General features: G+C 60.8%; 17 protein-coding genes. 7 read left to right on the top strand and 10 right to left on the bottom strand.

Translation table 11 applies throughout. The features are described from left to right. Nucleotides 1-168: 168 nt before the first annotated feature. The 10 genes from ACYU8T_RS04145 to ACYU8T_RS04100 form a co-directional block, all read right to left on the bottom strand. A complete protein-coding gene (locus ACYU8T_RS04145; RefSeq protein ID WP_461158588.1) occupies nt 169-1,029 on the bottom strand; it encodes an NAD(P)H-binding protein in 861 nt (286 codons plus the stop codon). Nucleotides 1,030-1,117: 88 nt separating this feature from the next. Beyond that, the gene (locus ACYU8T_RS04140; protein WP_247230940.1) at nt 1,118-1,912 is read right to left on the bottom strand and encodes a phytanoyl-CoA dioxygenase family protein; all 795 of its coding nucleotides are present in this window, start codon (nt 1,910-1,912) and stop codon (nt 1,118-1,120) included. 730 nt (nt 1,913-2,642) lie between these two features. Continuing rightward, a complete protein-coding gene (locus ACYU8T_RS04135; RefSeq protein ID WP_461158587.1) occupies nt 2,643-3,374 on the bottom strand; it encodes a TetR/AcrR family transcriptional regulator in 732 nt (243 codons plus the stop codon). A gap of 1,119 nt (nt 3,375-4,493) precedes the next feature. Further along, nucleotides 4,494-5,687 (bottom strand): IS91 family transposase, encoded by a 1,194-nt coding sequence (locus ACYU8T_RS04130; protein ID WP_037484122.1) that lies wholly within the window; start codon nt 5,685-5,687, stop codon nt 4,494-4,496. A gap of 3 nt (nt 5,688-5,690) precedes the next feature. After that, nucleotides 5,691-6,605, bottom strand: coding sequence for a tyrosine-type recombinase/integrase (locus tag ACYU8T_RS04125; protein WP_037484118.1), 915 nt, complete (start codon nt 6,603-6,605; stop codon nt 5,691-5,693). Between the two features lie 208 nt (nt 6,606-6,813). Then, a protein-coding gene (locus tag ACYU8T_RS04120; protein WP_461159746.1) for an IS3 family transposase occupies nt 6,814-8,045 on the bottom strand; the annotation gives its coding sequence in 2 pieces (ribosomal slippage) (nt 6,814-7,703 and nt 7,703-8,045; 1,233 coding nt in all). 61 nt (nt 8,046-8,106) lie between these two features. After that, nucleotides 8,107-8,688: a methylated-DNA--[protein]-cysteine S-methyltransferase gene (locus ACYU8T_RS04115; protein ID WP_461158586.1), complete on the bottom strand. Its 582-nt coding sequence runs from the start codon at nt 8,686-8,688 to the stop codon at nt 8,107-8,109. 92 nt (nt 8,689-8,780) lie between these two features. Next, nucleotides 8,781-11,678 (bottom strand): M16 family metallopeptidase, encoded by a 2,898-nt coding sequence (locus tag ACYU8T_RS04110; RefSeq protein WP_461158585.1) that lies wholly within the window; start codon nt 11,676-11,678, stop codon nt 8,781-8,783. Nucleotides 11,679-11,782: 104 nt separating this feature from the next. Further along, nucleotides 11,783-13,162: a DEAD/DEAH box helicase gene (locus ACYU8T_RS04105; RefSeq protein WP_201514373.1), complete on the bottom strand. Its 1,380-nt coding sequence runs from the start codon at nt 13,160-13,162 to the stop codon at nt 11,783-11,785. A 282-nt stretch (nt 13,163-13,444) separates the two neighbouring features. After that, nucleotides 13,445-13,915 (bottom strand): pyridoxamine 5'-phosphate oxidase family protein, encoded by a 471-nt coding sequence (locus ACYU8T_RS04100; protein ID WP_461158584.1) that lies wholly within the window; start codon nt 13,913-13,915, stop codon nt 13,445-13,447. Nucleotides 13,916-14,028: 113 nt separating this feature from the next. On the opposite strand from ACYU8T_RS04100, the gene ACYU8T_RS04095 reads away from it, so the two are divergent. The 7 genes from ACYU8T_RS04095 to miaB all read left to right on the top strand — a co-directional run bounded on the left by ACYU8T_RS04095 (nt 14,029) and on the right by miaB (nt 19,007). Next, entirely contained in the window at nt 14,029-14,604 is a 576-nt protein-coding gene (locus ACYU8T_RS04095) for a NifU family protein (protein ID WP_097091812.1), read from the top strand. Nucleotides 14,605-14,698: 94 nt separating this feature from the next. Further along, complete coding sequence (gene tsaB, locus ACYU8T_RS04090; protein WP_461158583.1) at nt 14,699-15,331, top strand: tRNA (adenosine(37)-N6)-threonylcarbamoyltransferase complex dimerization subunit type 1 TsaB; 633 nt, start codon at nt 14,699-14,701, stop codon at nt 15,329-15,331. After that, nucleotides 15,328-15,807 (top strand): ribosomal protein S18-alanine N-acetyltransferase, encoded by a 480-nt coding sequence (gene rimI, locus ACYU8T_RS04085; protein WP_201514386.1) that lies wholly within the window; start codon nt 15,328-15,330, stop codon nt 15,805-15,807. Before tsaB ends, rimI begins: the two co-directional genes overlap by 4 nt. Before the next feature lie 111 nt (nt 15,808-15,918). After that, the gene (locus ACYU8T_RS04080) at nt 15,919-16,341 is read left to right on the top strand and encodes a Ros/MucR family transcriptional regulator (protein ID WP_247230930.1); all 423 of its coding nucleotides are present in this window, start codon (nt 15,919-15,921) and stop codon (nt 16,339-16,341) included. A gap of 120 nt (nt 16,342-16,461) precedes the next feature. Then, nucleotides 16,462-16,884, top strand: coding sequence for a Fur family transcriptional regulator (locus ACYU8T_RS04075; RefSeq protein WP_097091818.1), 423 nt, complete (start codon nt 16,462-16,464; stop codon nt 16,882-16,884). Nucleotides 16,885-17,015: 131 nt separating this feature from the next. Then, a complete protein-coding gene (locus ACYU8T_RS04070) occupies nt 17,016-17,648 on the top strand; it encodes a lysophospholipid acyltransferase family protein (protein WP_461159745.1) in 633 nt (210 codons plus the stop codon). Nucleotides 17,649-17,657: 9 nt separating this feature from the next. Then, entirely contained in the window at nt 17,658-19,007 is a 1,350-nt protein-coding gene (gene miaB / locus ACYU8T_RS04065; RefSeq protein ID WP_461158582.1) for a tRNA (N6-isopentenyl adenosine(37)-C2)-methylthiotransferase MiaB, read from the top strand. Nucleotides 19,008-19,119: the final 112 nt, after the last annotated feature.

Below are 19,119 nucleotides of genomic sequence, written 5' to 3'. Positions count from 1 at the left end.
ATGGCAGGTGCGGTCGTCAGAGAAAGAAGGACCTCAGACGCCGAGCCGCAGTCCGACGGGTGGTGGGGAGTGACTGGACGGGTAAGTGTCGAGCTTTGGTAACTGACAGCAGCAGAAAGACTGAGGCCACGCCATTTGCAAAGCTGCTGATGAATTTCCGGTACCATCTCACAAGACGCTCTGGAAAAGATAGCTTTTAAGGACATCACGCAGAGCAACCGGAGTCCGGCCGGATAGTCTCTCAACATCGCCGGTTACGATATCATATCCCCCTTCCGACGTCTTTCGTTTGATATCCACGACAAGGCCACGATAATCTTCAGGATATTTGGCAAGCTGAAGCTCATTCGAAAGTTCTTCCAGAGAAATCTGGACGATATCAACGCGCTGACCTCCTACCTTTTCTATGAGTTGAGCCCGGTCAGCCAGGGACAGCGATTCATTTCCCGTCGCATTGTAGATGGCTCCTGAGTGCCCCGTTCCGACCAGGACACCTGCCGCCGCGGCCGCCACGTCATCCCGGCTTACAAACCCGACGCGTCCTTCGCCAAGTTCTGCCATCCGTCCCGCGACAGTCGACAGAACCACCTCCTGAGCAAATGACTCCATGAAATAATTAGAGCGAAGTACGGTCCAGCGAGGCGCCGATTTGATGAGGTGCTGCTCGCCCACCCAACTGGCTGCTCCAATATGAGGTTCAGAATCTTCACGCGTACCGGCGTCAGAAATGAGAACGATATGCTCGACGCCAGCGCTTAGCGCCGCGTCTATCGCATGAACCAGCTGCCGGGCCCGAGCACCATATTTTAGATCCAGAGTCGGTATGATCAGCAGCCTGTCCAAGCCGGAATAGGCTTCCCGCAAACTGTCTTGGTCGTCATAGTCGCCAAAGCGCGCCTCATCCGCATAGGCCACGTTGTGCGGCGAACGAGAAATCCCGGCAACCTCATATCTGCCGGGCAATTCGCTCAGCCGCTTCAGAACGGCCTTACCTAATTGACCGCTGGCGCCACTAACCCCGATCTTCATTCTCGATATCCATCCCAGCATCCAAATCTGCATGTCGAAGTTTTTGCTGATTCAATGGCTCAGGCCCTCGTTGACAATCGCTCTTCGCCTATCCCTGTCGAAGTGCCTCAAGCGGATCCGCTTGCGCACCGGCATGTCCATAACCAAATCCAATTTGATACCCCATCAACTTCAGAAGATCGTCTGGAAGGGTCCTTGCAATATCCTGCGGACAGGCCAGAAACTGGTTTTCCTCCTGTCGGACCCAACCAACGCAATAGTTGATCGCCTGCGCGCGCCGAACTTTCTGCGATTGATTGCTGCCACCGGCATGCCACAGCTTGCTCGTGAAAATCATCACGGACCCGCGAGTCATCTCTGCCGGCAATGTGTCTTCCATCGTATACTCGGCGCGCGGGCGGGCGTGACTCCCCGGAACGACGCGTGTCGCACCATTTTCTTCCGTGAAATCCGTGACGGCCCACAATGTATTGCAGGATACGACATAATCGTCCGGGAATGGGAAGCTGTCGAACGTCAGTTCATCCTGATGAATATATTGAGCCGGACAACCAGGCCGCAACGAAATCATCTCGGTTGCACCGAGCTGGACAAGAGGCGAATGACTAAGAACTCCTTTCACAACCCCCAGCACCAGCGGATTCATGACGAGATCACGGCCAGTCTCCGAGCGAGCAATTAAGTTGCCGATGCGCTGGGAGCCGTTGCCGAACCACTCATTCTCGCTAAATGGGGTGACCTCTATATAGGGCTGCATGTCAGCCAATACTTGGTCTACAACAGAGACTGGAACCAAATCATCTATGATAACGTGCCCATGCTCGCGCATTACCGCCACAGCTTCCTCGACAGTGGCAGTGTTAGGCAAGTGTTGCAGCTTCATTGGAATCTTCCTCGGCTTATGGCGTGATTGCATTTCGAAATTGGAAAACTACCTGCGATACTTGCGGCGTCCATGGTGCTGCAGCATGCTAGCTTCAGACCGGGTGGGTGGGCTTTGCCGCTCGCCGAAGAGCTGTGCCGACGCAGCCGAGCGGAACGCAGCCCGGCGGACCTCGGCATCAACCGTATCGCAGCACTCTCGAACCAACGTAGACGAGCTCGTGCAAAGGTTTGTCGTGCGCCGCGTTTCACGCTCTTCGCTCCTCCATGCGCCGTGGACCGTCGTTCGGTGAAGAATGAGCCACGCTTCCGGACCGCCTAAAGTGTCTGTGTGTAAAAACTAATATGCGATGTTGAACAATATCAACTTTATGTCAAGTGAGTCTCGAAATCGAGACGCAAAGCGCCCTAAAAACGGCTCGATGTTAGGGCTCCCGCGCGGCAAGCCGGGGAGGCGGAGACTGTTGGACGGTTAAGCGCTGGAGCGGGATTGTTCGAGCCTGTTGAGCGGTCACTCAACTGCAACCGCGCGCTCGTGCTCCGATAGAACCGATGACCTAGCGCTGCAATGCGGCTAGCAGCCCTCAAAGCGGCATCGGCTACGCCGCAGCTGACGAAACTAACGCGTTCACAGGGCGAGGGAGCAAACCAACGCTGCATTGCCTAACCGTGCCGGAAGAACGCACGGTTGGCTCTCTGGCCACGATGTCAGCATGCAACTATGACGCCGGTCATTCAGGCAGGAGTTCTACGTCGGAACTAATCTCGGACGCTGTAGCGTGCAAAGATCGGCCAATAAGCCGTTGTATATCATCAGGGGTAATTGTCTTCACCATCGCGATCAGTGAATGTGCAGCCATTGCTTTCATGAAAGGCATTCTCGGCTCCCACGGCTTGCCATATCCCGCAAGCACCGTAGCACCCTCCATAGTGGCGTTAATGAACACCGCTAAAGCTTCAGCGTCATCTGCACTAAGGGAGGCATTTAACTGCTTCACAAATGAGCCAATCAACGTATGAACATGACCATATAATGATTCCAAACGTTGTGCGACGAAATCATTATGATTGCTCATTGCCCAAAGCTCAGTCATCAAATGGGTCGTACCTTTTGTTTTAGCACCCTCCATTGTCCCGGTAATGATAAGAGCTAATGCGGCTTCTGCGGATATCTTAGGCTTGTACACATTCTTTTTTAGAAGCTTATCACCCGAGGTTAAAATATCTTGCAAAAGAATCTGAACGAGCACCTCTCTCTTTGGAAAATGACGAGTGACGTTTCCTATCTTCATGTCACATTTCGCAGCAACCCGTTGTAAGGTGAAAGCCGCATATCCTTCTTCAATCAGGACGTCGACGGCAGCTTGAAGTATCTTGTCAACGGTCTTTGAGCCATGGGGTGACTTCCCTGGGCGCACAATGCCAAGATCCATCGAAAGTTCGCTATCACGGGATTTTGTCATTGCACTGCCTTAAACCCCATAGGTTCAACCGATCAAGGCTTGCCTGCTGCTTAACGCTGAGAGTCGCTTCTCTGATTAAGGCGTTGCGGGTCAAGCTGTTTCGCCACACTCAGCAAAGGCGAGGTCCGGACGCTCAACGACGTTATCCTGCCATCATCCCGATAAGAATGAGCACGACCCATCGCATCAGGCGGGATCTGGTTCGCATCTCCTCATGCTACTGTCGGCGCCGACGATTTGCTCCAGTGGAACTTGGCATGATCGCTGCACGTAGGTTGTAAGATGACCGGCGCTTGCGCGTCAAGGCGACGGGCCTTGCCGCCTTAGCCGCTCGGGTCTCAATGCGCAGCACTGGCAAGCCCGCGCGCGTCAGGCCCCAATGAAGCCATGATGACAAAGAGCGTACTTCCATCCTCCTGCATGGAAACACCAAGATGATACCGCTCCATGTATGAGGATGATCCGCGACAAGTATCGACTGGTCGTCGATGTCGATCCCTGGACGGAATTCACCCGGCGCAATCCCGTCAAGCCCTGGTCATGATGAGAGGGGCGTCAAGGGATCGGTTGGCGATCTTAGCAGAGGGAGAGATGTCACCCGATCGTTGATCACTCGGGCTGATTTCAGGATGCCTCGGCCTGTGGAGAACTTTCACGGGATGGCCGCCGTCGAGCGGCTCACGAAGATCGGGCCTGATCAGATTATCGCATCGAGGCTCGGCATTGCGGCCCTTACCATTCACCAACAAGCGCTGGACCTCAGTCCTTGTAAATGTCGGCTTTAGCTATGTTGGTGCCGGTAACCTGCCATTCTGGAAAGTCGAAGGGTTTCGGGCGCCGGCAGGCGTACGTAAACCCGGACATGTACGACCCGCGGATCGTCAGGCGATGGGCTATGGGGATATCAGTTTCGGCGCCGACTGGTGCCCAGTGAGCAGCATTGCTGGCGGAGATATTGGGTCGCCACCAGCGCGACGCGATCATGATCGGCGGTGCTTACGGGGTATCGCCGGACCAGCGGAAGGCGATATCGCCCAATGAAGATCGCGATAGGCGCGAGAGCGATCCTGTCCCGCAAGCGTGGTTTTGCGGGAGGGATGACGGTCAGGCCATGCCGGGTCATGACGCGTGTTCCCGGATCAGCAGGGCCGGTAAAGGCGGAGCGCGCGGTTGCCGCCAGCGCTCGAAGGTCTCGATGATGATCATATGGCCGCTGCAGCATGGGCATGGCGGGCGCAGGTCTACCGGCTCTTCGGTGCTGAGTTCTTCAGGCCCGGGTGCGACGTGAAGCAGATCACGAGCAAGGGCGAGGCTGGCCTTGCGACTGGAGCCGGCGAGCAGGCCATAATGCCGGATCCGATGGAAGCCGCGCGGCAGGACATGGGTCAGGAACCGCCGGATAAACTCGTCGGCGGGGATAGTCATGATGCGCTCGCGATCAGCCCCATCCTTGCGATAATCCTTGTAGCGCAGAGTGACGTCGGACCCATCGAAGGCGAGGATCCGCCGGTTCGATATCGCGACCCGATGCGTATAGCGCGACAGATAGGCCAGCACCGCTTCCGGTCCTGCGAACGGCGGCTTGGCATAGACCACCCAGCGCTTCTTACGGACGGGAGCGATGTGACGCAGGAACGCCCGGCGTTCGCTCAGCGACGCGAGCGGTCCGAAGAAGGCGAGCTTCCCGATATCGTAGAGCTGGGTTAGTCGGGTCAGGAACAGCCGGCGGAACAGCTTGCCCAGAACCCGGACCGGCAGGAGGAAGGCCGGACGCGACGATATCCATCGTTCTCCCCCTGGCGCAATACCCCCGCCCGGCACGACCATGTGCACATGCGGGTGGTGCGTCATCGACGACCCCCATGTGTGAAGCACGGCGGTGATGCCGATGCGCGCGCCAAGATGCTTGGGATCGGCCGCGATCGTCAGCATGGTTTCGGAAGCGACACGGAACAACAGGTCGTAGAGCAGTGCCTTGTTGTGGAAGGCGATCTCAGCGATCTGTGCCGGCAGCGTGAAGACGACGTGGAAGTATCCGACCGGCAACAGATCGGCCTCGCGTTCCGCCAGCCAGGTGCGCGCGGCCGCGCCCTGGCACTTGGGGCAGTGCCGGTTGCGACAGCTGTTATAGGCGATCCGCCAATGCCCGCAGTCTTCGCAGGCCTCGACATGACCGCCCAGGGCGGCGGTGCGGCAGTTCTCGATCGCCGTCATCACCTTGAGCTGTGTCAGGCTCAGATGTCCGGCGTGGACCACCCGATAGGCAGGCCCGGCGGCGCGGAAGATATCGGCGACCTCATGGTCGGCACGCACAGCTCAGCCGTCTGGCGACGCCCGTGGTTGAGGTGCCGGGAGCAAGGCCAGCTTGTCGAGCGGACTGACGACGTTCTTCAGCGTGCGCGTCGCCACCTGGGTATAGAGCGCCGTGCTGTTCAACTTGGCGTGTCCGAGCAGCGCTTGGATGATACGGATATCGATCCCGTCTTCGAGCAGATGAGTGGCGAAGCTGTGTCGCAACGTATGTGGCCCGACACGCTTCGTGATGCCGGCAGCACGTGCCGCCTCGGCAGCGATACGATGCACCTGTCGATAGCAGATAGGCTTGAGATAGTGCTGCCCCGGGAACAGCCAACCATCGCGGTGCATGACGCCCTGATCCCGGCCCTCCTTCCACCACGCACGCAAGAGCGACAGCAGATCTTTCGGGAGCATGGCATTGCGATGGCCACCACCTTTGCCGCATTCCACCCGGAGCAACATGCGTTCGCCATCGACGTCGCTGACCCTGAGCTTGGCAACCTCCGAAGCGCGCAGACCGGCCCCATAGGCGACGGACAGGATTGCCTGATGCTTGAGGCTGGTGGTCGCTCCCAGCATCCGCGTCACTTCCTCGCGGCTGAGCACGGTCGGCAATGATCGTGGATGCTTCACCCGATAGAGCTTGCGGGTTAGGTCGGGCCGGTCGATCGTATGCGTGTAGAAGAACCGCAGCGCAGACACGATGCTGTTCAGCGTCGGCCCGCCAAGCCCTGCTTCCCGTTGGTCGAGCTGGAACTGCCGCAGCTCTTCACCGCTCGCAGTATCAGGCGGACGGCCAAGCCACATGGCAAAGCGCGTCACATCCCGCAGATAGTTGCGCTGCGTGGCGCGTGACAAACGGCGCAGGTCCATGTCTTCGGCCATACGCTCACGCAATGTCCGGACGGGCATCATCACGGTGGGGGTGTTCATCGTTCGACTCCTCAGTTGATGGAGTCGATAAAGTCTGCCTGTGCCGTACCCCGCTCAAGCCAGGCGCTTCATCCGTATGATCAGCGTGACATCAGATCCGGGCGCCCCTCCCGCGCAGCGGGTTCGTACACGTCCCCAATTTGGTCATTCCTGGCCGTAGGGCGCTAATCTGCTCGAACTCGGGGCGGGTTACGGCTGTTGTTGCCCCCTAAAGGTCTGACAGGCCCTCGTGGGTTGAGCGGTTGATAAACTCGCGCGGCGATCTGTAGCCGAGAGCCCGGTGCGGATGCACGCGATTATAATGATCGAGCCATCCTGGCAGTTGCTCGATGACAGCGCGGGCGTTGGGGCGCGGGCTGACGCGGGCGTAATCACGCTTGAGTGTCCGAACGAACGCCTCTGCCATTCCGTTGCTTTGCGGGCTTTTGACCGGTGTGGTTCGCGGGATCAGGCCGATGTCGCGGGCGAAGCGCCGGGCATCATGCGCGGTGTAGCAGCTGCCGTTATCGGTCAGCCATTCGATGGCGTGCGGCAAGGCATTCACCTGGCCGAAGCGATGTTCGACCGTGGCAACCATCAGATCGCGCACATCCTCGGCGGTTATCCCTCCGGTCGTGGCGACATAGCTCATCGCCTCCCGATCGCAGCAGTCGAGCGCGAAGGCGATGCGGACCTTTTCGCCATTGTCGCAGCCGATCTCAAGGCCGTCGGAGCACCAGCGTGTATTGCGGGTGGCGACAGCAATACGGCCGTCATGCCGCCGTTCCGCACCGCGACCAGAATGACGTTGGAGCAGCAGGCCATGCAGCTTCATGATGCGGTAGATACGTTTTGGATTGGGCGCTGCGCGCCCGTTTTCTTCCGCTTCGCGGCGCAGCAGCGCATGGACGCGTCGATAGCCATAGGTTGGCAGGTCGGCGATCAGCCTTCGGATGTCGGCGAGAGTTTCTGCGTCAGGCAATGGCGGGCGTCCACGACGGCGCCGTTCTCCCGGCCGTTGCATCGCTGACAGATGCGGACGTGATACGCCGACGGCATCGGCAACCGCGCTCACTGTCCACCCTCCGGCCACGAGGTCGAGCGCAACAGCCGTTTTTTTGGGCCTGCGGCCCGGGAGACAGCCTCACGCAGCAGTTCGTTTTCCATCGTCTTCTTGCCAAGCAGGCGCTGAAGCTCGCGCACCTGTGCTTCCAAGGCGCGGTAATCTGACGCTGGCACGACCTCCTCACCCGCCGTGGCTGCGGTGAGCGCGCCTTGGGCCATCAGCCGACGCCAGGTGAACAACTGATTGCCAGCAATGCCATGCCGACGGGCTACCAGCGACACTGTGTTGCCCGGCAGATACGTCTCTTCGACGATCTGGATCTTCTCCTCGGGCGTCCAGCGCCGTCGGCGCTGCACAGAGGTGATCACCTCCACACGATCATAAGTTCCAGTCATACGGTCAGGCATATGCATCACACTTCCATAAGTGTGAGGGCCTGTCAGCCGATTTAGGGGGCTACTTCAACGGCCATGAAACTGGTCGCGTAACTAAAATTTCCCAGTGATCTGAGTGCCCATCGCTTTCATGTCGGGTGCGCCACTTTCCTCCATTTTTAAGCACCGCCTGCTCATGATCCAGCAGGTATCGCTTGGCCTGCAGGCCGCCAGCAAAGCCGGTCAGCGCTCCCGCCGATCCGATCACCCTATGGCATGGCGCGATGATGGAGATCGGATTGCGCCCGTTCGCCGCCCCGACCGCACGCGATGCCGTAGGGCGGCCGATGTCCGCCGCTATCGCGCCGTAACTGCGCACTTCTCCGAACGGGATGCGAAGCAGAGCCGCCCATACCTGTTTCTGAAAGGCGGTGCCTTGGAAATCGAGCGGCAGATCAAAGCTGATCAGATGGCCCGAAAAATAGGCGCCCAGTTGCCTCGACGTTTCGCAGAGCAGCGGATGGCCTGGCGCCCTCTCTCCGCGATCAATCCGCACACGGCGCGGGTCATCATTTTCCCATAGAAGCGCGGCAAGGCCCATGTCGCTGACGATCATGGTGAGATCGCCAACCGGCGACGAAAATATGTCAAAGGCGCATGTCATGGCGCGGCCTTTCTGCTGATGGATGGGCCGCAGCATAATCCGCTTGGTGCGGCATTGGCTTCCTGCTTCTTGCCGTCAAAGCAGCTGCCCTTTCAGCGCGCTTCCACGCCCTCGGGGAGGACGACGGCTGACCAGCTCTTTCCCGCGATCAGATATTTGGCGGCAAGCGCCTGGAGCTGGGCGGGCGTTACCGACAGCATGTCCTTGGCCATGGTCTGCATGGCCTGGACATATTGCGGGTTCTGGGTCGCGCCTTCCATCTGGTTCATCCAGAAGGCGTTGCCAGTGCTCGCCCGCATCAGAAGCTGGCGCATCGGCGCGACGGCACGCTGCAATTCATCATCGCTCACAGGATTTTTAGCGAGGTCAGCCGCCGTGTCCTTAACAACGCCGTAGAAATAGTTGATGCGGTCGGGCCGGACCTGACTGGTCACCAGAATGTAGCCGCCACTTTCATACGAGAAAGGCCAGTTATTCTGCACGCTTGGCGAGTAGGCGGCGCCTTCCGTCGATCTCAACCGGTCGAACAGACGATCGTTGAAAATCTGAGTCAATATTTCGAGCTGCCGCGCTTCCTTCGTGAGCGTGAAGCCGCCCGCCGTCGGCCACGCCATGACGGCGGCGGCCTGTTCCTTGTCTCCCTTGTGACGCAGGACCACAGGCTTTGAGACAGGAGCGGGGAAACGCATCTGCTTGTTCACGGCAGGAACAGGGACATCCGCCCGTGCCGGCAGGGCGCCGAAAGTTGCTGCCACTGCCTGTATCGCCTCATCCGGCTTCACCTGGCCGAATATCTGCACCTCGATCGGTCCGGACGCGAGCAGCGGTTCCCAGGTTGCGCGGAACGCCTGCGGGGTCAGCGCGTCAATTTCCTCGCGCGATGGCGTACGGAAGCGCACATCCTTGTCGTGCAGCAGCCAATTGAGATCGCGCGCCAGGACCGAATCCGGGGCGCGGCCCATGGCGTCATAAGCAACGGCGGTGCCCGTCTTGACCCGCGCGATCGGCGCCGGGTCCCAACCAGGCGCGGCCAATTTGGTCGCGAACAATTGTAGCTGGTCCCGATAATCGGCGGGGCGTGTCACGGCCTGCATTTCGAAGGCGTCGTCGTCGATGGAGAAATCCATCCCCATGCGGCGGCCGTTCGTGAGGTCGTCCAATTCACGCTGGCCAAGCTTGCCGATGCCGCTCGCCACCAGGGCATAGTTGGCCGCCCAACCCGGAACCGGCTTGGTTGGGGAAAAGGCCTGCTGACCATGCCCAAAACGGACATTGATCCGCACCTTTTCCGTTTCCGCATCATTGGCGAACAAGGTGAGTTTCACACCGTTGGCAAAAGTGATGCTCTCCATGCCGGGGAGCCCGACCTGTGTCCTGGAGACCACTTTCCCCGGCGCTCCGAGCTTTGGCAGATCCGCCATGGTGACCGCCTTGTCCGCCAGCCGGGCGTTGGTGGCCGCCTTGACGGGCGCAGCTACGGCTGCGGCGAGTTTGGCGTCGGCTCCGGGTACAAGCTTGCCTGTGATCAAAAGCGCCCGGAACACGCCAGCCGAGAACAGGCGGCGGGTCGAATCCAGGATCTTCTGGGGCGTCATCGCCGGTTTGCCGGAGCGGAATATGTCGAGCGCGGCTTGAGGACTGACTGTCGTTTCCCGAATGTCCACTGCACTGACCAGATCGCTGGCCTGCTTGGCGCCAGCTTCGGTATCGGCATTTTCCACCTGGATCGCCAGTGCGGTGTCGATCTGCGCATATTCGCGGTCGATTTCGAGCTGGCTGGGCGGGCTGGCCTTTGCGTCCTCGATGATGGCCCGTACGTCGCCGAGCGCCTTTTCCCAATTGTCGCCCGACGGGACGATCGTGACGAAAGTGCCGTCTGCCGATCGGCTGACATCCTGCTGATCGACGCTTGCCTGAATGAAGCTGCCCCCGCTGCGGGCAACCTGTTCAAGGCGGCGGCTGATGATCTGCAGGGCGAGCATGTCTGTCAGCTTGTCCTGATTATAGACGATCGTGTCCGCATGCGGCTTCCAAGGGCGCAGCCACGCCATGGTCAGGCCCGTGGGCGCACCGGGTTCGACGGCGACGCTGGTCGCGGGAGCATTGGGATACGGCTCGCCGAATTCGGGCAGCGCAGCGCCTTTCCCTGGGACGGACCAGGACGCGAAATTGTCCTTGATCATCTGTTCCGCAACAGCGGGATCGATATCGCCAGCGATCGAGATCACCGCATTTTCCGGACGATACCAACGCTGATGGAATGATTCCATCCGGGCTGCGGTGGCGGCATTCAGCGTTGCGACCGTTCCGATCGGGCTGCGATCGGCAAGAGGCTGACCGGCGAAGAAATGGCGGCGGCTCGCGTCGGAGATGCGCATTTGCGGCCCGTCGCCTTCGCGGCGTTCGGCGAGCACGACCGCGCGCTCCGCCGCCACAGCGCTGTCGATGATGTTGGGGTCGGCCATCATACCGGCAAGGATCTTCATGCTCTCGCCAAGACTTGCTGGCGTCGCTTGCGGCAGATCCAACGCATAGGTGGTGCCGGTGGGGGTCGTCTGCGCGTTGCTGTCGCTGCCGAAGGTCACGCCGAGCCGCTGCCATATCCGCTTGGATTCGCCGTCGGGCACGTGGCGCGATCCGCGAAAGGTCAGATGCTCCATGAAATGCGCGTAGCCCTGCTCATCCGGCCGCTCCATCAAGGAGCCGACGTCCATGCGAAGGCGCACCGAAACCTGGCCGGGCGGAACGCCGTTACGGCGGACGGCATAGCGCAGGCCGTTGGGCAACGTGCCGAACCGCCAAGCCGGGTCGATGGGCACGTCGCTATTTTCGTAGAGCCATGGCCTAACCTGCGCCTGCGCATTACCGGCAACAGGGGCCGCTTTCGTGGTCGTCGGATCAGTTCGAGCCGAAAGGGACGCAGGCGAGCCCGACAGCAGCAGTGCGATGACGGACAGCGAAACGGCAGGACGCCGGAAGGAAAAGCTCATGGCGTCATAGCCTAGAGCCAAAATTCTGAATGGCTACTGACAAAGAGCATCCCGGCTCTCTGCAGGGTTCAGGATGGCGCCCCGTAGCGCCATCCTGCCGAACTTCAGCGGCCCCCGGTTTTCTGCACGGCACCCTTGTGCGCGCCGACGCCGCCCCGGTTGCGGCGGAAGTTCTTCTTTGCGGGCTTGGCATCGCCATCGGGACGATGGGCGCGTTCGGCGGTGCCGCGCGGCTGCTGCTTCTGCTGATCCTGATAGCGGCGCTGGCCATCGGCGCGGCGCGCCTTCTGCTCCGGCGTCTGCTCGCGGCCCTTGCGTTGCGGCGCTGCCTTGGGAAGGTTGCGGACAGCTTCGACGAAGTTCTCCGGCAGGGGTACGATGTCGAGCTTCACCTTGGTGGTCCGCTCGATCGCTTTCAGATAGGGCCGCTCATCATCGGCCACGAAGCTGATGGCGACGCCTTCCGCCCCTGCCCGCGCCGTACGGCCGATGCGGTGGACATATTGTTCGGGCACATTGGGAAGCTCGAAATTGATGACATGGCTGACACCCGACACGTCGATGCCGCGCGCGGCGATGTCGGTGGCGACGAGCAGTTTCACATGACCATGACGGAACGCCTGGAGAGCCGTGGTGCGCTGCGCCTGGCTCTTGTTGCCATGGATAGCCACGGCCTGAATGCCAGCGCCTTCTAGGAAGCGGACGACGCGATCGGCGCCGTGCTTGGTCCGGGTGAAGATCAGCGCACGGTCGATCGGCTCGTTGCGGATGGTGAGGTTGAGCAACGCCTGCTTTTCCGCCTGGTTGACGAAGGTCGCCTGCTGGCGGACGCGTTCGGCCGTGGTGGATTGCGGAGCGACGCTGACCTTGACCGGATCATGCAGGAACTGCGCGGCAAGTGCCTCGATCTCTCCGGGCATGGTGGCAGAGAAGAAGAGGTTCTGCCGGTCCTTGGGCAGCAGCTTGGCGATGCGTTTCAGCGGGTGGATGAAGCCCATGTCCATCATCTGGTCGGCCTCATCGAGGACGAAGATTTCCGTGTCCTTGATGGTGAAGGCGCGCTGGTCGATCAGGTCGAGGAGACGGCCGGGCGTGGCGACGACGATGTCGACGCCGCGGCCTAGTGCGCGGATCTGCTTGTTGATGGGCACGCCGCCGAAGACGACTTCGACCGACAGCTTCATGAAGCGGCCATAGTCGCGGAAGCTCTGCGCGATTTGGGCGGCGAGTTCGCGGGTTGGGGAAAGGACGAGCATCCGGCAACCCTGAAGCGGGGTCGGCTTGGGATTGCGGGCGAAATAGTCGAGGCTGGGAAGCGCGAAGGCAGCGGTCTTGCCGGTGCCGGTTTGCGCGATGCCGCACAGGTCCTTGCCCTGAAGCAGAACGGGGATCGCCTGCGTCTGGATGGGGGTGGGATTGGCGTATTTCTTGGCGGCGAGCGCCTTCAGGATGGGCTCGGCGAGACCAAGGTCGGTGAAATGCATGAATGAACTCTCGAAATAAAAAGGCTCAGGCGCCAACGAGTTGCATATCGCAACTGGACGCAAGGCGGGTTGCGAAACGACCCGCGTGAATAGGGAAGCCTCAAAAGCTTGGCGCAGACTTTCATTGGCCGGCCCCGCAACCCCTTATGTTCAAAGGGCCGGAACGATCACGCTGCCAATCGCTGATGGGCCATGAAGGCCGCCCGCTGCGCTGCGCCGCATATGCATTCATTCATGCAAAAAAGCAAGGGCCCCGCGCGAACGGAGCCCTTAGGAGACAATTCAGAGCGACACTTCCACATGCTTGCCGCGCATTTCGTCACGCACATCGCCGCCGAACAGCTGTTTGAAGACGCCGCCGAGCGACATGTCGGCGCGCCAGATTTCCGCATGGCCAAGGTCGAAGCGGAGCATGAGCAGATTGGGGTCCTGCCGCCCGCCCGGATACCAGGCCGCGACTTCGTGAGTCCAATAGCGGTCGATCACCGCCGGATCGGTTTCCTTCACAAGGGTGCCGTCGATGCAGGCGAAGAGATAATGGCCCTTGCCCGAAAACTGCGCCATCGCCGGGCCACCGGCAGCGAGACGATTTTCCTTCGTCGTGTAGAACCAGAAGCAGTGGTTCGCGCCAGGATCAAGCTGCGCGGTCATCGGCAGGCTATGTTCATGCGATCCCTGCAAGCCAATCATCAGAAAGGGGCTTTCCGACAATTCGGTCCAGAAACGATGGCGGATATCGGACTCGTTGCTCATCCTCATTCTCCTGTTCATCCAAACATGGGTTTAATCGACAGCAACCGGCGAAGTTCCCCCAAAAGCCCGTCTGGACGCTTGATCTTGCGCCCCTTTCTCTCCACATAGCGGCCATGCTGATCGAGACCGAACCAACGCCCAATCCGGCGACCGTCAAGTTCATCCCCGGCCGGGTGGTCATGGGCATGGGCACGCGCGATTTCGCGACGCCCGAGGAAGCCGAAGCTTCCCCCCTCGCCTCCGCGCTGTTCGGCCTGGGCGACGTGACCGGCGTCTTTTTCGGCGGCGACTTCATTTCGGTCACGATCGCGCCCGGCGCGCAGTGGAGCGACGTGAAACCGGATATCCTGTCGATCCTGCTGGAGCATTTTTCGGCGAACATGCCGCTGTTCACGCCCGGATCGGCGGGCGAAATCTTCATCCCCGAGGAAGAAGAGCAATTTGCCGACGACCCAGCCGATGCGGAGATCGTCGCGCAGATCCGCGACCTGATCGACACGCGCGTGCGGCCCGCCGTCGCCAATGACGGCGGCGACATCGTCTATCGTGGCTTTGATCGCGGGACGGTCTATCTGCGGATGCAGGGCGCCTGTTCCGGCTGCCCATCATCGAGTGCCACGTTGAAGAACGGCATCGAGCAACTGCTGAAACATTATGTTCCCGAGGTGACGGAAGTACGCGCCGTCTGAAACAGGAGCGGCGGCGTTTGGCAAATCGATCCGGATCGACTAACCGCTTCGCATAGCCCATCACGCCCGTCCGCTTTTCTCATAGGGGATTTTCTTGCGCACTCTCGTCATCGACACCGCTACGCAGGCGCTGTCCGTGGCGCTGCTCGATCACGGCAAGGCGATCGGTCATTTCCACGAAGTCGTCGGCCGAGGCCATGCCGAAGCGCTGGTGCCAGCCATCGCCGCCCTGCCCGATGGCGGCCGGGCCGACGTGATCGCCGTGGACCTTGGCCCCGGAAGCTTCACGGGGGTTCGCATCGGCATCGCGGCTGCCCGAGCGCTTGCCCTGGCCTGGTCCCTGCCGCTCCATGGATATTGCGCGCTGTCGCTGATTGCGGCCAAGGCAGCGCAAAGTCAGGATCAGGATGGAGGGCAGATCGCGGTCACCATCACCGGAGGGCATGGCGAACTGTTCTGGCAATGTTTCGACGCCGATGGCCTGACCGCCGTCACCCAGCCAGCATCGACACCGATCGCGACGCTCGCCAAGATGCTGGATCAGCCGATGATTTACGGGACTGGCGCCGAAGCTTTGGTGACGGCGCGCGGCCATGGCACCGCCGTCAACCTTTATCCCAACTCCGCCGACTTCCCGCTCATCGCAGGTCTCGCGCCGCTGCCGCCCTCCCCCATCTATTGCCGTGAAGCGGACGCGCAGCCCATGCCGCAGCAGGCCCGTTCATGATCCCCGGCCTGGTTCTGGACATGTATGAGGATGGCGAGCGCAATGCGCTGGCCGACGCCATGGACGTCATGGGCCAAGCGTTCGACCCTGCCTATGGAGAGGCGTGGACATTGCCGCAACTGTCGGGCGTCATGATGATGCCGGGCACCTGGCTCACCATCGCCCGGGTCGATGCGGCGGCGCTGGGCTTCGCCCTCGTCCGATCGGTGCTCGACGAATGTGAATTGCTGCTGCTGGCCGTCCATCCGGCGTGGCGCGGCAAAGGCATTGGCCGCGAACTGTTGATCGACAGCCTGAAGACAGCGCGACGCCGTGGTATAAAATCCATGAACCTTGAAGTCCGTTCGTCAAATACAGCCGTCAAGCTGTATGAAAAAACGGGATTTGAATATGTGCATAGGCGCCCTGGTTATTACCGGGGAGCGGACGGTCAACTTCATGACGCTCTCAGCTTTCGTATAGAAATGCTGGGATAGACTGATCGCCCTTGCTAAAGGGAAGATCAGGGTATAACGCAGACATACCGCTCCTGAAACGAATTTACTTGGGCGGGTCGCATTACATTCAGCATTCGCGGGATAAAAGAAATGGAAATCGAATCAGCCCAGAGCGAGCTGCTCATTACTTTGACTTCGGATATTGTTGCAGCACATGTTTCCAACAACAGTGTCGCCGTATCTGACGTTTCGACGCTTATCCAGAACGTACACGCAGCCCTTTCCGGGCTGACCAAGCCTGCCGCTGCGCCGGAAGTGAAGCCGGAACCGGCCGTGTCGGTGCGTTCTTCGATCAAGCCCGACTATATTATCTGCCTGGAAGACGGCAAAAAGCTGAAGATGCTGAAGCGGCACCTGATGACTCATTATCAGATGACGCCGGAAGATTATCGCGCAAAGTGGGGCCTGCCCGCCGACTATCCGATGGTCGCGCCCAACTATGCCGAACAGCGCCGGTCGCTGGCGAAGAAGATCGGCCTCGGCACGAAGCGCCGCCGCACGCGCGCGAAATAAGCAGCGGCGCGGACGATCCGTCATGAGAAGGGGCGCATTTGCCGTGCGCCCCTTTTATAATGGCGTCGATGCCGCTAGATTCCGGCTGATTATTTGACACACCCCAATGAGCGAGCCCGCATGAACCGCAAGATCGATGTAGAAGCCCTTTGCCATGAGAAGGGCCTGCGCATCACCGAACAGCGCCGCGTGATCGCTCAAGTGCTGAGCGATGCGTCCGACCATCCAGACGTTGAGGAATTGCACAAGCGGTCGTCCGCCATCGACCCCGGCATTTCGATCGCGACCGTTTACCGCACCGTCCGCCTGTTCGAGGAAGCAGGCATATTGGACCGGCATGATTTCGGCGATGGCCGTGCCCGTTATGAGGCCGCGCCCGAAGCGCATCACGACCATCTGATCGATGTCGAAACCGGCAACGTGATCGAGTTCGTCGATCCGGAACTGGAACAGTTGCAGAAGCAGATCGCCGAGAAGCTGGGCTTTCGCCTGGTCGATCACCGCATGGAATTGTACGGCGTGTCACTGGAACGCAAGAACTGACAGCCTTGCGGCGGCTGCGCTATTTCTACCGGCTGAGCGCGCTGGCGGCGTCGCTGCTGCTTTGCCTGATCCCGCATCTGCTGTGGCGGGCCGTGGGCGCCCGATCACCCTGGCCCCGCCGCTTCCTGGGAATGGCGGCGCGCGCGGTGGGTGCGCGGGTGCGGGTGGACGGGCATCCCTTTCACGGCGACAGCTTCATCATCGCCAATCATGTGAGTTGGGTCGATATATTGGCGCTGGGTGGCGCGACCGGCGCTGCCTTCGTCGCGCATGACGGGATTGCCGGGTGGCCGGTGATCGGCTGGCTGGCGGCGCAGAATAATACGCTGTTCGTGGCGCGGAACCGGCGCGGTGCGCTGGGCGGGCAGATCGAGGCGTTGCGCGCCGCACTGGCGGGGCATCAACCGGTCGCCCTTTTCCCGGAGGGTACGACGAGCGATGGGCAGGCTTTGCTCCCGTTCAAGCCGTCTTTGCTGGCGGTGCTGCTGCCCCCGCCGCGCGCGGTTATGATCCAGCCGGTGCATATCGATTATGGGGCAGCGACGGACGAGATCGCCTGGCATAGCGATGAACCGGCGGGCAGCAATGCCAAGCGGCTGCTGGAGCGGCCCGGCCGGATCGATGTGACGCTGCGTTTCCTGGAGCCTTTCGACCCGGCGCTCTACCCGGATCGCAAGCAATTGGCGGCGGTGGCGCGGGAGCGGATCGCCACGAGCATGGCCATGCACCTGCCGCCTTTCGCTCCGCTGTCGCCGCCTGTATAGCTGGACCACATGAATCGTAACGACGCCCCCAAGACTCCAGCGACATTCCACGTCAAATCCTTCGGCTGCCAGATGAACATCTATGATGGCGAGCGCATGGCCGAGATGCTGGGCGAGCGAGGCATGACCGTTGCGGCCGACGGGGCGGAGGCTGATCTGGTCATCCTCAACACCTGCCACATCCGCGAAAAGGCGGTGGACAAGGTCTATTCCGACATCGGACGGTTGAACCGGGAAGATGGCACGCGGCCGATGATCGCGGTCGCTGGCTGCGTCGCGCAGGCGGAAGGCAGCGAGATCAGCCGCCGCGCGAAAAGCGTCGATATCGTGGTGGGGCCGCAGGCTTATCACCGGCTGCCCGACCTGATCGAAAAAGCCGGGCGCGGCGAGGAAGCGGTGGATACCGACATGCCGCTGGCGTCGAAATTCGGCGCGCTGCCCGCGCGGACCAAGCAGGCGCGGCCCACGGCTTTCCTGACAATCATGGAAGGGTGCGACAAATTCTGCACCTATTGCGTGGTGCCTTATACGCGCGGGGCGGAGATCAGCCGGACCTGGGGCGCGATACTGGACGAGGCAAAGGCGCTGGTTGACGGCGGCGTGCGCGAGATCACGCTGCTTGGGCAGAATGTGAATGCCTGGGCGGGCGAGGACGACAAGGGGCGCATGCAGGGCATGGACGGCCTGGTACGTGAACTGGCGAAGATCGGCGGGCTGGAGCGCATCCGTTACACGACCAGCCATCCCAACGACATGAGCGACGGGCTGATCGCGGCGCATGGCGACGAGCCCAAGCTGATGCCTTTCCTGCATCTGCCGGTGCAGTCGGGGAACAACCGCATCTTGAGGGCGATGAACCGCAGTCATGATGCGGAAAGCTATTTGCGGATCATCGAGCGGGTGCGGGAGGCGCGGCCGGACATCGCACTGTCGGGCGACTTCATCGTCGGCTTCCCCGGCGAGACGGATGCGGAGTTCGAGGATACGCTGAAGATCGTCGAGCAGGTGCGCTATGCGCAATGCTATTCTTTCAAATACAGCCCCCGCCCCGGCACGCCCGCGGCGGACATGGACGGGCAGATCCCGGCGGCGGTTATGGATGAACGGCTGGCGAGGCTACAGGCGCTGATCAACCGGCATCAGGTCGAGTTCAACGCGGCGACCGTCGGGCAGCAGACGCAGATCCTGCTGGAGCGCAAGGGGCGTCATCCCGGCCAGCTCATCGGAAAAACGCCATGGCTGCAATCTGTCCATGTCACGGCGCCGGAACTTTTCATCGGCGACATGGTCGAAGTGGATATCATCAGTGCCGGTCCGAACAGTCTGGCCGGCGAACTCAGCAGGAGGAAAGCCGCTTGAACCCATTCCAAGTCGTTCCCGGCGCAACGGGAGCTCATCTCCGGACCTGGCTGGCAGGATCAAGGCCCGAGAGATGGATATCCGCCCTTGCGGATAGGACTTGTGGAAAGGG

It is taken from the genome of Sphingobium sp. TomMM35A, from assembly GCF_054771735.1.
Note: the sequence above shows the minus strand (reverse complement) of the source record. Positions and strands in the feature narration are given on the sequence as shown.

Bases quoted from the DNA above. Each gene is read 5' to 3' on its own strand.
- ACYU8T_RS04125 (WP_037484118.1), bottom strand. From the start codon at position 6,605: ATGAACACCCCCACCGTGATGATGCCCGTCCGGACATTGCGTGAGCGT.
- ACYU8T_RS04110 (WP_461158585.1), bottom strand. From the start codon at position 11,678: ATGAGCTTTTCCTTCCGGCGTCCTGCCGTTTCGCTGTCCGTCATCGCA.
- ACYU8T_RS04070 (WP_461159745.1), top strand. From the start codon at position 17,016: ATGGCGGCGCGCGCGGTGGGTGCGCGGGTGCGGGTGGACGGGCATCCC.
- ACYU8T_RS04140 (WP_247230940.1), bottom strand. From the start codon at position 1,912: ATGAAGCTGCAACACTTGCCTAACACTGCCACTGTCGAGGAAGCTGTG.
- ACYU8T_RS04100 (WP_461158584.1), bottom strand. From the start codon at position 13,915: ATGAGCAACGAGTCCGATATCCGCCATCGTTTCTGGACCGAATTGTCG.
- ACYU8T_RS04145 (WP_461158588.1), bottom strand. From the start codon at position 1,029: ATGAAGATCGGGGTTAGTGGCGCCAGCGGTCAATTAGGTAAGGCCGTT.
- ACYU8T_RS04095 (WP_097091812.1), top strand. From the start codon at position 14,029: ATGCTGATCGAGACCGAACCAACGCCCAATCCGGCGACCGTCAAGTTC.
- ACYU8T_RS04075 (WP_097091818.1), top strand. From the start codon at position 16,462: ATGAACCGCAAGATCGATGTAGAAGCCCTTTGCCATGAGAAGGGCCTG.
- ACYU8T_RS04080 (WP_247230930.1), top strand. From the start codon at position 15,919: ATGGAAATCGAATCAGCCCAGAGCGAGCTGCTCATTACTTTGACTTCG.
- miaB (WP_461158582.1), top strand. From the start codon at position 17,658: ATGAATCGTAACGACGCCCCCAAGACTCCAGCGACATTCCACGTCAAA.
- rimI (WP_201514386.1), top strand. From the start codon at position 15,328: ATGATCCCCGGCCTGGTTCTGGACATGTATGAGGATGGCGAGCGCAAT.
- ACYU8T_RS04115 (WP_461158586.1), bottom strand. From the start codon at position 8,688: ATGACATGCGCCTTTGACATATTTTCGTCGCCGGTTGGCGATCTCACC.
- ACYU8T_RS04135 (WP_461158587.1), bottom strand. From the start codon at position 3,374: ATGACAAAATCCCGTGATAGCGAACTTTCGATGGATCTTGGCATTGTG.
- ACYU8T_RS04105 (WP_201514373.1), bottom strand. From the start codon at position 13,162: ATGCATTTCACCGACCTTGGTCTCGCCGAGCCCATCCTGAAGGCGCTC.